Raw genomic sequence first — 15,452 nt, 5'->3', positions numbered from 1 at the left:
ATCAGCGGTTTTTTTATAACTATATTTTAACGATACTTTTTGACTCCTAAACAATGGTTAAATAAATAAAAGTAGCGTAGGCTCCTAACAACAACAAACCATCCCTCCAACTAAGTTTTTTACTTTTAGGAATAAAAACTAGTGGAAGTATGACGAATGAGATAGCTAACATCCAAAAAATATCGTGGTTGATTAAACTAACTGCTTCTTTTTTCACATAAACAGGTGTAATAATAGAAGTAATTCCCAATACTGCTAAAATGTTAAATACGTTAGAACCGATCAAATTACCTAACGATATCGCTTTTTCTTTTTTAAGCACAGCAACAATAGAAGCAGCCAACTCCGGAATACTTGTTCCCACAGAAACTATGGTTACGCCAATGACAGCATCACTTACTGCCAAACTTTTTGCTAAAGTAACGGATCCATTGATGAGAAGTTCTGAGCCTCCCCATAAGCCGAATCCACCAATAATTAAAAAGAAAATAATCTTGGGCACTGGTAACGCCTCATCATCCTCAGGCATTTCGTCTACTACTGCTTGTTTCTGAAAACGTAATAAATAAATAAGAAAAAGTAGTAATGTTATAAATAAAATTACACCTTCGTAGGTTTGAATTGTATGATCGTAAGCTATAAAAAAATACAGCATTGCTGAAGCAATCATCATTATAGGCCAATCTGTTGTATAAAAACTCTTTTCCACTTGAATGGGCGATAGAATAACTGTTATCGCCAATACCAATGCCAAATTTGCTATATTAGAACCAATTACATTTCCAACAGCCAATCCGGTAGCTCCTTCTAAGGCTGACTTAATACTTACTATTAATTCAGGTGCTGAAGTAGCAAAAGAAACAACAGTCATTCCAATTACAATTTTCGGTATGTTCAATTTTAATGAAAGACCTACGGCAGCTTTTAAAAGCCAATTTCCTCCAAAAACTAACAGCGTTAAACCTATGACAATATATACAATGCTCATTGAATATTTTTTTGCGAAGATAGGGTTTTTGAAACGTATAAGATTTTCTTAATTGTGTAAAATCCTACTCCAATTAGCTAACTATTTTTAGTACTTACTTAGCTAAAAAATACCATAGGATGGAATTTCGAAAAATAATGTTTTTCTTATTTGGTTAAACAATTAAAAAAAGTACTGATCAAATAACACAATCCATCTCAAAAAACACATAATAAACTTAATAAAGCGGTCATCATCAATTTAACTGCACTTATGGATGTCATTTAAAAAATACTTTCAATTTCATTTGTACAGACTGTCGGCTTTACCTTATCTTTACAAGAATTAACACAATGATTAAGAACAACTTACTTTAAAACCAACCAATCCTATGATTCACATTACCTTAAGATTAATTATAGCTATTATCAATTTAATAAGCTATCTTTTTTAGAATTAAAAATCGATTTGTAGTCTAGCTTGTCTTTTTATAAAGAGTCCATATTTAAATGATTTGTTTAACAGTATTTTTTGTTAGAGAACATATTATTGAAAATATCAAAATAAATATAATACTCTGCAAAAACAGTATGTTTTAAACGATTCTTTTGGGTACCTTTATCTAGAAATACATCCATATAACAAAACATAAAACACTGTTTTTAAAACAGTAACAACTCTGAAGAATATTTTATTCATTTTAGAAAAGCTTCAATTTAGGAAGGGCTGTTAATCTATACATAAGAGATGATAAACCCGCCTATTCTAAAGTTATTTTGACTATTTTTGAACTATATCAAATTCACCAAATGAAAACAACCACATTTAAATTACTAGCCAAATTAAATAAAATTCTACTGCCTTCCTTTACAAAAAAACAGTTGGACATTTCTTCAGCTTCAAAACTTCAACTAGCTATTATTGGATGGAGGGCTTTTGTCACTATAAATTCATTAAAATAAAATCATTATTATGGAAGAATATATTAGAGTATACACTGGTTCGGGCATTTTAGTAAATCGCCTAGCCACACTTTTAGAAAAAAACAAAAGTAGGTTCATTGTTAAAGATGAAAAAGAATCGGCAAGGCTTGCTGGTTTTGGTACTACTGGTGATTCTGTTGAGTTGCACATATTAAATACTGATTTAGAGAATGCTAAAAAAATTATTGAAAATTTTAAAAAAGAAATTGAAAATTAGTCTTCAATAATTGAAATATATTTATATATTTGCACCCGCAAAATGGCCTCGTAGCATAACTGAATAGTGCACTTGATTACGGCTCAAGAGGTTGCAGGTTTGAATCCTGCCGAGGTCACAAAAGCTTCTCAATAAATTTATTGAGAAGCTTTTATTATTTTATAAAATAGGTATGTGAGAAATATTGACATTCCCTTCAATCCAGCGCTTTACTGCTAATTTTTCATTTAGTTTTTTTATTAAATAGCGAATATATCTAAACAAGCTAATTCCGACTACCTCTACATTTTAATTATCATCATTTTTATGTGCATTTTTCAGAGTATTAACCTAAAAAAACAGAAAGAAAAAACTCATATTTAGAATCTATTCAGCAAAGGGATTTGCTAAATAAAAAACTAAGGCAACAAATTTTAAATTATTTTAATTAACCTGAATCTAAAAAACTAAATTCCGACACCTTTTATTTTAAATGCGTTTGTTAACGCATACACTATTTAAAATGATATTAAGACAGTAAAGTAATTACTTATAATAAATTAAACCTCTTGTTATAACCATTAATCGTTATTATGCTACTTATTTAAAGCAATACCTCTCTCTTTTTCAATCAATAACCTTATAAATGATATAATTTTATAGTAATTTTTACCTTAAAAGCTAAAAAAAAGCTCCTTTAGGAAATTAGTTGCATTTTGTTAGCAAAAAATACAGTAACTTTACAAAACTCAAGAGACGTCTTGAGTTCTTTTTCATAGCAATTTTCCCGCTCAGTTTTTTGAGCGGGTTTTTTTTATTAAAAATAGCAGGTTATTTTAAGACTTTTTATCTAGTTTCTCAAGTCTAAGATTTCAACTTTTGTATTGTTTTATTTTACCATAGAAACACCAGGAGACTCTTTATTTAAAATGATCAATTACTTTAATTACGGTACTCCTATTCAGTACGATTTTTAAAAAAACAGATTTTATTCCTCCTTACTTGATGGCAATCTACTCTTTATAAACTTAAATTGTCCATTGTGATTTGATTCATGTTCGCAAACGTGAAACCATTTACAATAATTATTCGTTGGTCCCCAAAACCAATCTTCATCAACTTTCATTAACCAATTATCATCGCGTTTTGCAAATTCTTGAAGTGTATTTTTTCTTGTATTCTCTAATTTTTCGAGATAAAAATCCAAACTATTCCCTTTTATTTTTTGTCGAGCTTTATCTCCTAGGCCAGATGCAATTTCCCATTCTTTCTTATCTTTCAAACTCCAATCCCCCCATTTTTTCCCCTCGAATGTGTGAATTTGGTAAAACCTTTCTGTTGCTGCTAAATGCCAAAGCATTGCTCCAATAGAATTTGCTTTATCATCTATTAAGAAATCTAAATCTTCAACAGACATTCCCTTTACAGGCATTAAAATTGTATTTCGCATCCAGTTCATCATAGAAACTAATGTCCCTATTTGTGAACTATACCCTTCTTTGGGCCCTATCACATTAATTTTCTCTGAATCTGATTTGTGATTTCCAAAAGTAGGTGTTGGAAAAGCAATTGTACTTCCTGCTCCCACAGCAAATAATGTACTTTTCTTTATAAAATTTCTTCGACTGGTTGTTGTATTATTTTTCATAATAATTAAATTTCAAAATTTTAGCTAATCATTTTTGCTTTATTAGCTATGGTATGATTTTCTCGCTCCTTTTATGCTTTCCATTTTTATGTACTATTTTACATTCTCTACTAACAATCAGGAAAAAAATTCATATATCTATCTAAACTACAATGTTTAAGCTTAATATCATTTAGTAAGGCATCTAACTTTTACATAGCTTTCTTCTTAACAAATGTAGCCAAATAACAAGAATCTAATTATAGGAAATACTTTATAAACGCAATTCAATTTTGTTACTAACATTGAATACTTGTAAACAAACACATACCAATGCGTCAAGTAATCAATTCAGATTGTATTTCAACTGTTTCTGAGTGTAATTTTATTCATTTTTTTTAAGCACTTTTTCACTCATATTTTTTGTATTTCAGAAAACACTTTTACAAGGATACTATGGTGCAAAAAACAGGAAGCTTTATAGGGCTTCCTGCTTATTTTTTTTAATTGTATTTTTAAATTACAAAACGTTTTCTAATTGTATTCTTTCAAAAGAGTGGTACGCATTACGTTCCGACCATGAGTGTGATCTAAGTTTTGACGCTATTATTGCCTACTTTTCTCCATGTGCTGAAATAGGTAATTGAAAAGTTCGTCCTGATCATTTTCTAGGTCTTCTATGATACTCAGGTGATCTTTATTATGAGCCACGTGTAAATGACAGATCTGTTCTTCTTGCAATAGTTTTTGTTGATATTCTTTTGTTTGCCTAAAAAACTCGGCAGTATCAAATTCTGGCAAGACTAAATGAATTGGACACAATGAGTTTATATTCCTCTCTCGTAATTGGGGACTCATTTTCTCAGCCGATTGAATAGACATTTTAATTACATCATTGACGTAACTGTTAAGCAAAAAACGAAGATCAAACACTCCTGCTAAAGAAAAAACAGCTTTTATTTTATTCTGTGCCTCTTTGGGTACATTGTAGGTACTCCAATCAGTTTGGTGCAGCATCGATACTAAATGCCCTCCTGCTGAGTGCCCTATAAGGTATACTGCTGGCGAATTCTTATCACAGGCCTCTTGCAGTATGGCTGCTACTGCAGCTTCCATTTGAGCAACGATAGACTCTATGGGCCCATCATTTTCCCAATCTTGTGCCAAACGATACCCTGGCATATATACCGCCATTCCTTTTTTATTGAAAGGTGCTGCTAAAAAGGAAAATTGTTCCTTTGAAAACCATTGCCACCATCCGCCATGGATGTAGATAACAATTGGGGCGTTTTCAGGAAGATTATTTGGACGAAAAACATCCATCTGACCAGCATATTCACCTTTCCCGAAAGGCACTGTTTGAAGCTGATTACCCATGGCTTCCCTATATTGATTACTGCTATTTGTTGTACTATCAATATGCGTAGGAAGTAATTCCTCCTTTGGTAAACGTTTTGTCCAAAGTGTTGGGCTGTACTGATAGTCTGTTTCCTCTCTTGAAAAAAAGTTCCAAAGTTCTTTCATGCTATTTATTTTTTAAATTTTAGCTAAAGAAACGCTATTTCTATGTTGGTAATTGTAACTTTTGTTACAGACTTATCTTTTTTATGATTTTATTATGATAGTATGCTATATTCTTAAGGTTTTAACTTAGCCTAATCTATATCCTACTCAAAGTTTTCTGTTGGTGACGGAATTATAAAGAATACTTTGGTATAAGTTATTTTTATTGAAAAACCACTAAATTAATCAATTATAGTATTTGGTATCAAAGCGTATAATTTTCGAATTTTAGGCTATTGCTAAAAATCTCGCGTGTGAACAGCAATTAATTTTTACACATAAACTTCTTCTTTTTTTAAAAAGCCTTGGTTTTACATTTATATTTTGGTACTAAAACCGCTATTTATTGTAAACAATGTTATATTATATGACGTTTTCATATTAATCCTTTACCTTCACTTTTCACCCAATCTCTAATTATGTATTTCTCAAACTCCTTCTCATTAGCATGTTCTAATACAATTATTTGAGGCTTTACATTTGTATTCTTAAATATCAATTCAATTTCTTCATTTAATACTTTAAATATTTTAATTACTTGTTCAATGTTTTCATCATATTTTTTAGCGTCTTCAGAGTCTAATTCACTTTTTTTAGCTGTTCTTGGAAAATATACTTGACTTGGTTGATCGATTATTAAAAATGACGGAATTATAGATTCAGAATTGCTACAAGATAAATGCAATAAAGATAAAAACAAAGAAAGATGACAAGCCAACCAATTTGCTCCACTTCCCATTTCATATAATCTTATCTTATCTGATTTGTGTTTATGATAAAAACTAAAATCATCAATATTAAAATAAAAATCAATGGGTTTAAGTTCCTTTTCAAAATCTAGTTTACTCGCAATTCTATCCATTTGTTCTTTTATGAATAATTCTGTTTTAACCTTGAATTGCTTGATATCATTATATTTTAAAATTCTTTTATTGTACTCTTTTAATTGTTCTTTTAAAGTAGTTAAATCAGTATTAAACTTGGCTAAATCATTAGATTCTAAAAGATGTTTGATTGTCGTTTCTAATACACCCTTTTGGTGTATTATTGATTCTCGTTTTCCTTTTATTTTTTCTAAATCAATATTTTCTTTAGTAAGTATTTCAATATTTTTGGAAATTAATTTTATTTTGGTTGTAATAACTTTTTTATCTTTTCTAAATTTCTCAATTATCTGGGTACTGTCCTTTGAAAAGGTATTTACTTTAGTTAATTCTTCAATTAATTTGTTTTTAGATTCATTTAATTTATTAATATTTTCACTTATATGTGAAACTGAATTGTCACAAAGCGGACAAGCTAATTCATCAATTGAAGTATTATAATTTTGTTTAGCCTTTGTTTGTCGTAAATGTTTTGCATAAGCTAAACTATCTTCTGAATTTGATAGAAGACTGGAAATAGCTTTTTCAATTTCATTTTTCTCAACATAGAGCACTTCTCTTTCGTTTTCTAAATGAGCTAGTTTAGTAAATGATTTTGTTTGGTCTGTGAGTATCTTTGGTGGAATAGGGAGATTAAGACCTATCTTTTTTAATTCACGTAATGAAAGTCCTTCTTCTAGAGTAAGGTCTAACATTGTATAGTAAATTTGTATTTGGTCTCTAATATTATCTATTTGGTTCGTTTTATTTTCCTGAATACGAGCTAAAACTTTTTCTTCAGCTTTTATTTTTCTTTCAGTTTCTTTAATTAGTTTTACCAATTGATAATATTCACTATCTACTATACCTAATAATACGGGTAAGGCTTGAATAACTCTTTTACGCTTGGCTATCTCATCAAATCTATAGAATAGTGAATGTTTATTTGCAATTAAGTTTTGATGCTGGAAAAGAAAAGAAACAGTATCTCTAATCGATAATTTACCGAAATTCTCGTAATCTGATTCCAAATTTTTTAACGACAAACCTAGTATTTCTTCAAATTCAGTTTGAATATCATTTTTAATTGGTTTTAATGATATCTCATTAAAATAATCATAATTAATATCTTCAATTGTTTTATAATCAGTTTCAATATTTAGATAAGCACTTCTCATATTCCCTGTATTTGGTGCAGGACGACCAATAACAATGTAAAACTCGTTTACTTTATAAACAACTACAAATAACTTTGCAAAATCAGTTATCTTACCAACAGGAACACTTGACCTTGATGAAAACAAACAATAATCAATTATTTCGATAAGTGCACTTTTACCAGTTTTAGAATCGCCAGTTATGATGTTTAAACCATCATTGAAAGGAATGTAACGCTTATTCCCAGTATCATTAAAAATGGCTATTTGTTTTATAGTTGTACTCATATCTCTGTAATTCTAAGCTTTTTAAATACCGATAAATATTGTTCTTTTCCTAATATAACACCTAAATTATAAGCTGATTTATAAATAGGTTTTAAGTATATATCTTTTTCTTCTCTGTAATGAATTTCAATATTTGAAATCAAAAATTCATTTATATCTAAGTCAATTTCATTTGCAAGAATAATAATAGCAGTATTTGTTGTTTTACGATAATCATTTATTCTTTGATTTAGAGAACTAATGAAAATATCAAAATCTGTGTTGACAATAAAAGCATTGAATTTAGAATTTGTTTTTAAATTTTTTAGTTTACTTTGAATTTGATTATTATAGATAAAAGGTAATAAAAGATATACTAATTCCGTTTTTATACATTTTGAATTAACAGATTTGGCACCACTTAAAAAGTAATGTAAAATTTTACTTGTATGAAACGGTGAAAAAACCAATCTTTCTAAATCAGTTGCTTTCATTTTTCGTATCTAAATTAATATTTATGTTTTTGACTTCTATGTTATGTAATAATCGACCTTTAGGATAATATGCTCTTGTATTTGTAATCCCTTCTATTTTTGTCTTAGAAGAGACTTGTTCAATACCATCATCAAAAAAACGTCTTGACTTCTCATTTATATCAGATTTGGAAGTAAGTTGATCAATATGGCTAATTTTAAGCTCTAAAACTATGTCCTTAATATCTTCATCGTAATTTTCGAGATTTTCACTCAAACTATTTCTTGCTTTAATTATTTTGAACTGACTATCTGATGCTTTTAAATAATTATTCATTGACAAACCTATTTTTAATTCATATCCTATATCTTCCAATGCTTTCACGAAATGAAAATTACCTTTGGAGGTTTTATCTGCTGTTACACTTGAAATTGGGAATTTTAGATCTTGAATTTCATATTGTTTGGCAAATGATCGAAAGTTTTCTCTAAAAGACTCAATATCAATCTCCCATTTATATCCTTCAGATTCTATCAACGAGACTGAAATATAACCAAGTAAAGAACATAAAAAAGGCTTTCTGTATGGTTCTTGTATTATGCTTATGATTGCTATATGATTAACAAGAACATCTATATAATATTCTTTTGCTGATTTTTGATTGTCCTTTATTTTAAATTTATCAAGAATGTCCTCTAATCCATTTGAATCAAATTTTTTTACTTTATTAGAATATTTTTTTATTGTTTTATTTGATGCAATAGAAATTACTTTCTTTTTTTTAGCATATTTATCTAAAGTTTCCCAGTGCTCAAATATTGATCCTTTTTTTATTTCTGCTGTTGTATGAAGAATGAATTTATCATAAAATCGAAAAGTATCATATTCTTCAATTATATTGTAAAGAGTTTTCCAAAAGTCAATATGGGTATCGATTAATTTTTTATCATCTTGGATAGAGTGTTTAACCTCTGTTGATATTTTTCCGTCCGAAACATCTCCCAGGCATTCTAAATAAATTTTTGTCCCATCTTTTGCTTCAAAACATTCCTTTAAAGCAACCATTTCTTGGTATTTAAAGCCTAAAATTTTAGTAGAAGCATCCGATTTCGAACTCATATTTTATTCTATTTATAAGAATTAACTAGCAGATATGCAGAATTACATATATTTTTCTTGTAAATATAGCCTATTTCATATTTTTTTTAAGCACTTTTTGTCTAAAAAAATCGCCTAAACCTGCCTAAAACACTAAGCTTTTAAAAACCAAAACCATATCAACAAACATTTGTACTCATGTACCAATAAGTACAAACGTTTTTTTATTTTTGTCACCAGAACTACCAGCGCTAAAATAGTTTTTGATACTACTTTTAGAGTTAAGGCAACCCGTAATTGTTAGTCAATCATACCTTCAATTCGTTACCAACTTCTAGAACAGATTTAAAATGATTTACCAAAACAGGTACGTGATCATAAATAAAAAAATGTCCACCAGTAAGTTCGTATGTTTTCATCTTTTCAACAGTTTCTTGTCCCCAGGGCGTCATTTGTTCCAAAGGAAAAATATCATCGCTCCCATAAAAAACATCGATCGGATATTTTAGTTTTCTTTCTTGCTTGTATTCAAAATCCTCTACGGCCTTGTAATCTGACTTTATAATGGGTTCGTAAAACTTTTTTAACATGTCATTCTGCAATAATTCTTCAGGAGTTCCTCCAATTGCCTGCATGGTTCTCCAAAAATCTTCACTTGTCATTTTACTAATTCCTCTATTGTATTTAATAGCAGGAGCACTTTTTCCTGATACTATTAAACGTTTTGGTGCAGGTAATTTCGTTTTCATTAATTCGAGTGCAATTAAATACGCGGTGAGCCCTCCCATACTATGACCATACAATACGTAGGGTTCGTGATCACCAATATTCATTACCTTTTGAAGTACTTGAGCCATTATTTTTTTCTTAATATCTTCAATATCGCCTACTAACGCTTCCGATACTCTATTGCCTCTTCCTGGGTACTCAATGGTTTCCATAGCGATGTTATGCTTTAGTAGCTCTGTCTCTAAAAATTTAAAAGAATAACTGTTGCCTCCGGCAAAAGGAAATGCTATTATTTTCATACGTCCGTTTATTTTTTTAATGATGATTTATTAAAAATATCTTCTGATATTGTTGCTTCTAACTCCATAGATTCAATGATAAAATCTGTACCCTTTCCTTCTTTTAGTACATCTTTATAATTGGTTACTTTAGGATACCACTTACTTTGTATTTTCATTACATCCAACACCTTTACTTCTTTAAGCTTTTGTCCGCTTTTAGCATACATTTCTTCTTTTAAAGGAATGAATCTTTCTTGGTCTACCCATATTTTTCTTTTTTGATAGTTCACTTCATCATTTTTAGCGACCAAATCAATAACCCAGGCTTTTCTTTCGTTAAAAGTAGCTTCCCCTATTAATTTTGAATGGTACAAGGCACTATATTTTTCATTACTTGACACATCTTCATAAGATAAATCTGATCCCATGACCGATTGTCGTAGTAAATGACCTGACAATTGTATAGTTCTGTCTGACGAAGGAGAGTATATCCATAAACGATTTTTTAACTTTAACATCTTAGTACCTCTTTCTCTTTTTGGCTGTAAGTATTCGATAAACGATTTTTCATTCCCTTTAGAATAGCCTTTGGAGACAATGGTTCTATTTCTTCTTTTCCCATAAATAACCATTTGCGATTGTATTATACGTTCTTTAGACACTATGTTTCCATCTACTTTTGCTAGTATTTGATCAGCTGTTACTGCTTTTTTTTGCCCTAATATGTGTAGTGTTACTATTAGCATAAATAGGCTTATTATTTTTTTCATGATTTTGTTGTTTTTTCCTCACCAGGTGAGGTATTTATTGAATGTTCTTTCGATATGTGTTGCAACTATTTTCTGTTTATATTAACTTTGTTTTATACTTCGAGTTCTTTGAATAATTCAGCTGTTTTTCTTTTATAAATTACCATGCCCGATAAAATATTGCCTAGCATGATGGCTAATACTCCTGGTATAAATCCTATATAAAGTAAATCTATAGTAAATTTTGCTCTTACGATTGATGGCACCATCATGGATGTTTTTTTCAAATAAGGCGAAATGTCTATTCCATACACTTGCAAATAAACAGTCATTCCTACTCCGATTACTGTTCCTATTACCGACCCTATAATACCTATTAAAAAAGCTTCTATTAGCAACGATTTATATAAGTGATTTTTACTTTCACCCAGAGCCAATCGCACACCAAATTCTTGAAATCGTCTTAACCCTCCTAGAAGTCCTGTATTCCATAATACAACCGACATCGCGATTACAAATAACATAATAAACAAACCTGCATATAGGTCGGTATAATCTATATAAGCAGCTAGATTATTTTGATTTTTTAAGGTTTCCATGATAGGAGCAAAAGCATCTTTTGATTCCGAAAATGCTGCATTAAAGTTAGCGGCAATATTGGTAGCTTTTAGATCATTATAAGCCCCCCTCTTGAAATATCCTAAAAGTTCACTTGCAGCATCTTCCATATCTAACATTACTTGAGCTCCTTTAATATCAATCAGAATACTACTATTATCCATGACCGTATTACCAAAATGAAGTGTTCCTGCAACTCTGAAATTATAGGAAGTCATACTTCCGTTCATAGTCGTTCCTATATAGGTTACTTTGTCACCTATTTTTAATGATAACCTTTCAAATAAGGCATCTCCCAAAAGAATTTCTTCTTTAGTATTGGGCAATTTCCCTTTTACAATAGCTTCTTTGATATGCAGTCTATTTATTTCTGAGGATTGCTCTGTATTCAAATTAATAGCCAAACCAGATACCGGTCCTTGTTTTAAGGTTTCTCCATTTTCATCAGGTACATCTAACAAGCCACCAAACTTTATTCTCTCTACCCAAGTTATATTTGTGTATTTATTTTGCAACGTGCCTTTTAAAGAATCCAATGCTAGGATAGCAAGATCATTAGGTAATTGCTCTCTTTCTTTTGCATAGGCGTTGGTCATTACTTTTAAGTGTCCTGTATCAAAATTTGCATTCTGTTCTACCATATCTCCCATAACGCCACGTATGTAACCACTTAATAGGAGAGTTAGTGCTACTCCTGAAGCTATAATCGTAAGCGGAAGTAAACTTCTTCCTTTGTCTCTTATAATTCCTTTTAGAAAAAATTGTATCATAATAATTTTCCTTTTAGTGCATTGACTGGATTTAACTTTGCTATTTTTCGCGCTGGTAAATAGCTAACGATGGTTGCAGAAATTACGATTAAAAGAATAGTTTGTATGATTAAATCTACCGTATAATAAGGGTAAATACGATCTGCTATCGCCATTCCTAAATCATCTGAGTTTGGTATGTACAAACCTTTTTTTTGTAAATACCATAACAAAGGGATCCCATAGGCAGCTCCTAAGAGAATTGCCAAAAAACTATACATCACACCTTCTAATGTAAATATGAGCATTACTTTGGTTTTGGTTAAACCCAATGCTAAATAAGTACCGATTTCTTTTTGTCTCCTGAAAATGGACAGTACTTGGGTATCAAAAATGGCTAATAAAGCAATCGATAATAGCATCAAATAAAAAATAGCATTGCTAGATTTTTTAATTTCAACCATTTCTTCAATATCTTTTAATAATTCTTTCAACCCAACAAACTTCCATGCCTTTAATCCAGCGACTCGGTATTTCGCTTGTTTGTTATTTGCTATCCAAATAGTGGCTTTATTCTCTAATCTGGTCATTTTTTGTAATGTTTTTAATGACATCCAAAGCTGACCATTGTCAATAGCTCCCACATTTGTATCAAATATTCCTACCACTGTAAGCTGTTTCGCATCATAAACCCCATGCGTATCTCTCCATCTAAGAAGTACTTGATCGTTTACTTTTAGTTGTGTTATTTTTGCCATTCTTTTTCCTATTAATACAGGAATTTCTGCCTTACTTTGAGCCAATATCTCTGTTGGAATTTTTAAAATATGTTGCTCTAAGTCGATTCCTTTTAATTGAACAGGAATGAATCTTTGTTGAGGGTAAATACTACCTTGCTGAATTAGTATTGGAGTTCCTACACCTTTTAATTCTTCTGGCATTTCTGTAACTGAGTTTTTCAATGAAAAAGGGTCCAAAGGATCGTACTTTTTACTCCAAATTTGACCTTCTCCATATTCCCATGCAATCGTTTCTTTTTTAGTTTCTTCATTCCATCCGTCCATTAATCCATTGAAGAAAAGAATTAAAATAAAAGCAAAGGAGAGAATTCCTGCATTTAACCAAGTTCTGACACCACTTTTAATGCAATTTTTAAAGGCTAATTTGAGTGCTAATTTCATGGTTTGATATTTTTATTTTTTGAACACTATTATTCGCAACAACCCCATCTATCAAGACTATTTTTCTTTTTAGATATTGCATTACCTTTTCATCATGTGTTGAAAAAATAAAAGTGGTATCATAATTTTCATTTAACTCTTGTAGCGTTTGCATTATTCTGTGAGCATTTTCTGCATCTAAATTTGCCGTTGGTTCATCGGCTAATAAAATCTTAGGTTTTTTAACCATGGCTCTAGCGATTGCTACTCTTTGACATTCGCCTCCGGAAAGCTTATCGGGTCTTTTATTTGCCAAGTCTTGTAAACCAACTTGCTCTAATACTTCCCAAACTTGTTTTTTTCTGTAGGTAGCACTTTTATTTTGTAGAATTAAAGCAAATTCTACGTTTTCATATACCGTGTAAATAGGCAATAAGTTGTAACTTTGGAATACAAATCCAATCGTTTGATTACGCAATTTTGCAGCTGCCTTGTGTGATAAAGTGGCTATGTTTTTATCTAAAACAATTGCTTCTCCCGCTGTTGGTTTATCTAAGCTCCCTATAATATTGAGTAATGTTGTTTTTCCAGAACCGCTTGGCCCTACTAATCCTGTAAACTCTCCTAATTGAAAACTGAGATTTATGTTTTTTAATGCTAAAAAGTCCTTGCCTCCTACTTGAAAGCTTTTAGACATATTGTTTAATTTTATTACTATGTTTTGGTCTTGCATTGGTATATATTTATTGTGTTATATCATCTCTTTTTAATGGTTAAAAACCGCCATTAATCGTATTCCAAAGCCTGAAAAGGCATTTATAAATTGATTGTCGGGTAGGTTTATAGCGTTGGTTGGGTTGTAATACCCCATTAAATATCCTGTTACTGCTTCAAACTGGTGTTGATAGTTTAACATAACTACGGTAGAATTATCCTTCCAAGTAAAATAGCTAACAAGATTTAGGCTATCAAAAAAACCAAAGGGGTATTGCAGTGTAATGGCTGTAAAATGGTTATTGTTTTGAAAAGTAAAACTTTCATCTTCTATGGTATTGATCATATGCTCAACATTTGTATTCAATCCATTTCCTAAACCAAACGTGTAACTAGCTCCTACATTAATTAAAGATTGATTGGTTAAAATTCCGATATTTTTTTGCAGCTTTATATGGGAAGCTTCTATCCATACACCTACAATGAAATCCCATTTAACATCAACTCCAAACCTATATTCTTGACTATTATCTATTGGTAGGTTATAGTTTAAAGAAACACCTCTACTATGATATGATAAGGCTATTTCTCCTTTTGTTATTGGTAATTGCGCTCTAAAGCCATATTCTGGCTGGTATTTTTCACTGATAAAAAGATCAAAACCTCTGCGTTTATCGTTTCCGTATAATACCCAAGCCCAAATATTAGTATTGTTCTTAAAATAGTATTTGAATAAAGCTCCGTAAACACCATTCGTTAACTGTAAAGGGTCTCTTGCGTCTATTTGGTTGAACCATTGTAAAGGTCTAATAATAGAAGCTGATCCAAAATCAATTTTTTGAAGTCCGAATCGAGCCTCAAATTTTCTTCTTGAATACCGAATCCACAACCTATATGGATTAATTTCGTTCGTTGTTACCGACTTATAAAAAGGTTTAAATAATAAATTACTAGATACATTTAACGAAGCTTCAATATTTAAATCGCTAATGGTATCTAATTTTTTATTGAATTGTAGTTCTGGAATATACCTTGTCCCCAGAAACATATTCATCTCATTATTGGGAGAATAATTTACCAGTCCTGATAATTGTCCTGAAAACTCCACCTTTTTTTGCCCATATAGATTATTACAGAACACTATTAAAATACCACACATTATATAGGTGTGATAGTTTACTTTATTTATAATTTTCATCTATTATATTAAAGTAAACTACAGTAGTTTCTGTAGTTTACTTTATGTTTTAGTATTCA

General features: G+C 30.4%; 14 protein-coding genes and 1 tRNA gene. 3 read left to right on the top strand and 12 right to left on the bottom strand.

All coding sequences use genetic code 11. The annotated features are described in order from the left end of the window. Positions 1-46: 46 nt before the first annotated feature. The gene (locus AC2GW8_RS12970) at positions 47-988 is read right to left on the bottom strand and encodes a calcium/sodium antiporter (RefSeq protein ID WP_440880297.1); all 942 of its coding nucleotides are present in this window, start codon (positions 986-988) and stop codon (positions 47-49) included. A gap of 788 nt (positions 989-1,776) precedes the next feature. Between AC2GW8_RS12970 and AC2GW8_RS12965 the strand changes: the two genes are divergently transcribed. From AC2GW8_RS12965 to AC2GW8_RS12955, 3 genes are all read left to right on the top strand, one after another. Beyond that, positions 1,777-1,929 (top strand): SsrA-binding protein, encoded by a 153-nt coding sequence (locus AC2GW8_RS12965; protein WP_440880296.1) that lies wholly within the window; start codon positions 1,777-1,779, stop codon positions 1,927-1,929. 10 nt (positions 1,930-1,939) lie between these two features. Then, on the top strand, positions 1,940-2,167 hold the full coding sequence (locus tag AC2GW8_RS12960) for a putative signal transducing protein (RefSeq protein WP_440880295.1): 228 nt from the start codon (positions 1,940-1,942) through the stop codon (positions 2,165-2,167). Between the two features lie 44 nt (positions 2,168-2,211). Then, positions 2,212-2,285: transfer RNA gene (locus tag AC2GW8_RS12955), tRNA-Arg, on the top strand. A gap of 849 nt (positions 2,286-3,134) precedes the next feature. Here AC2GW8_RS12955 and AC2GW8_RS12950 read toward each other — a convergent pair. From AC2GW8_RS12950 to AC2GW8_RS12900, 11 genes are all read right to left on the bottom strand, one after another. Beyond that, positions 3,135-3,794: a DinB family protein gene (locus tag AC2GW8_RS12950; RefSeq protein ID WP_440880294.1), complete on the bottom strand. Its 660-nt coding sequence runs from the start codon at positions 3,792-3,794 to the stop codon at positions 3,135-3,137. Positions 3,795-4,379: 585 nt separating this feature from the next. Continuing rightward, positions 4,380-5,297, bottom strand: a complete 918-nt coding sequence (locus AC2GW8_RS12945; RefSeq protein ID WP_440880293.1) for an alpha/beta hydrolase — start codon at positions 5,295-5,297, stop codon at positions 4,380-4,382. 415 nt (positions 5,298-5,712) lie between these two features. Further along, the gene (locus AC2GW8_RS12940) at positions 5,713-7,644 is read right to left on the bottom strand and encodes a DUF3732 domain-containing protein (RefSeq protein ID WP_440880292.1); all 1,932 of its coding nucleotides are present in this window, start codon (positions 7,642-7,644) and stop codon (positions 5,713-5,715) included. After that, positions 7,641-8,117, bottom strand: a complete 477-nt coding sequence (locus AC2GW8_RS12935) for a three component ABC system middle component (protein ID WP_440880291.1) — start codon at positions 8,115-8,117, stop codon at positions 7,641-7,643. The genes AC2GW8_RS12940 and AC2GW8_RS12935 overlap by 4 nt, the downstream gene beginning before the upstream one ends. Continuing rightward, positions 8,104-9,216: a hypothetical protein gene (locus AC2GW8_RS12930; RefSeq protein WP_440880290.1), complete on the bottom strand. Its 1,113-nt coding sequence runs from the start codon at positions 9,214-9,216 to the stop codon at positions 8,104-8,106. Before AC2GW8_RS12930 ends, AC2GW8_RS12935 begins: the two co-directional genes overlap by 14 nt. 287 nt (positions 9,217-9,503) lie before the next feature. Further along, on the bottom strand, positions 9,504-10,223 hold the full coding sequence (locus AC2GW8_RS12925; RefSeq protein ID WP_440880289.1) for a thioesterase II family protein: 720 nt from the start codon (positions 10,221-10,223) through the stop codon (positions 9,504-9,506). 8 nt (positions 10,224-10,231) lie between these two features. Continuing rightward, positions 10,232-10,975: an outer membrane lipoprotein-sorting protein gene (locus AC2GW8_RS12920; protein WP_440880288.1), complete on the bottom strand. Its 744-nt coding sequence runs from the start codon at positions 10,973-10,975 to the stop codon at positions 10,232-10,234. Positions 10,976-11,067: 92 nt separating this feature from the next. After that, on the bottom strand, positions 11,068-12,342 hold the full coding sequence (locus tag AC2GW8_RS12915; RefSeq protein WP_440880287.1) for an ABC transporter permease: 1,275 nt from the start codon (positions 12,340-12,342) through the stop codon (positions 11,068-11,070). Further along, on the bottom strand, positions 12,339-13,502 hold the full coding sequence (locus AC2GW8_RS12910; protein ID WP_440880286.1) for an ABC transporter permease: 1,164 nt from the start codon (positions 13,500-13,502) through the stop codon (positions 12,339-12,341). The genes AC2GW8_RS12915 and AC2GW8_RS12910 overlap by 4 nt, the downstream gene beginning before the upstream one ends. Beyond that, positions 13,474-14,178 (bottom strand): ABC transporter ATP-binding protein, encoded by a 705-nt coding sequence (locus tag AC2GW8_RS12905; protein WP_440880285.1) that lies wholly within the window; start codon positions 14,176-14,178, stop codon positions 13,474-13,476. Before AC2GW8_RS12905 ends, AC2GW8_RS12910 begins: the two co-directional genes overlap by 29 nt. 69 nt (positions 14,179-14,247) lie before the next feature. Then, on the bottom strand, positions 14,248-15,393 hold the full coding sequence (locus AC2GW8_RS12900; RefSeq protein ID WP_440880284.1) for a hypothetical protein: 1,146 nt from the start codon (positions 15,391-15,393) through the stop codon (positions 14,248-14,250). Positions 15,394-15,452: the final 59 nt, after the last annotated feature.

It is taken from the genome of Tenacibaculum profundi (assembly GCF_057162725.1).
Note: the sequence above shows the minus strand (reverse complement) of the source record. Positions and strands in the feature narration are given on the sequence as shown.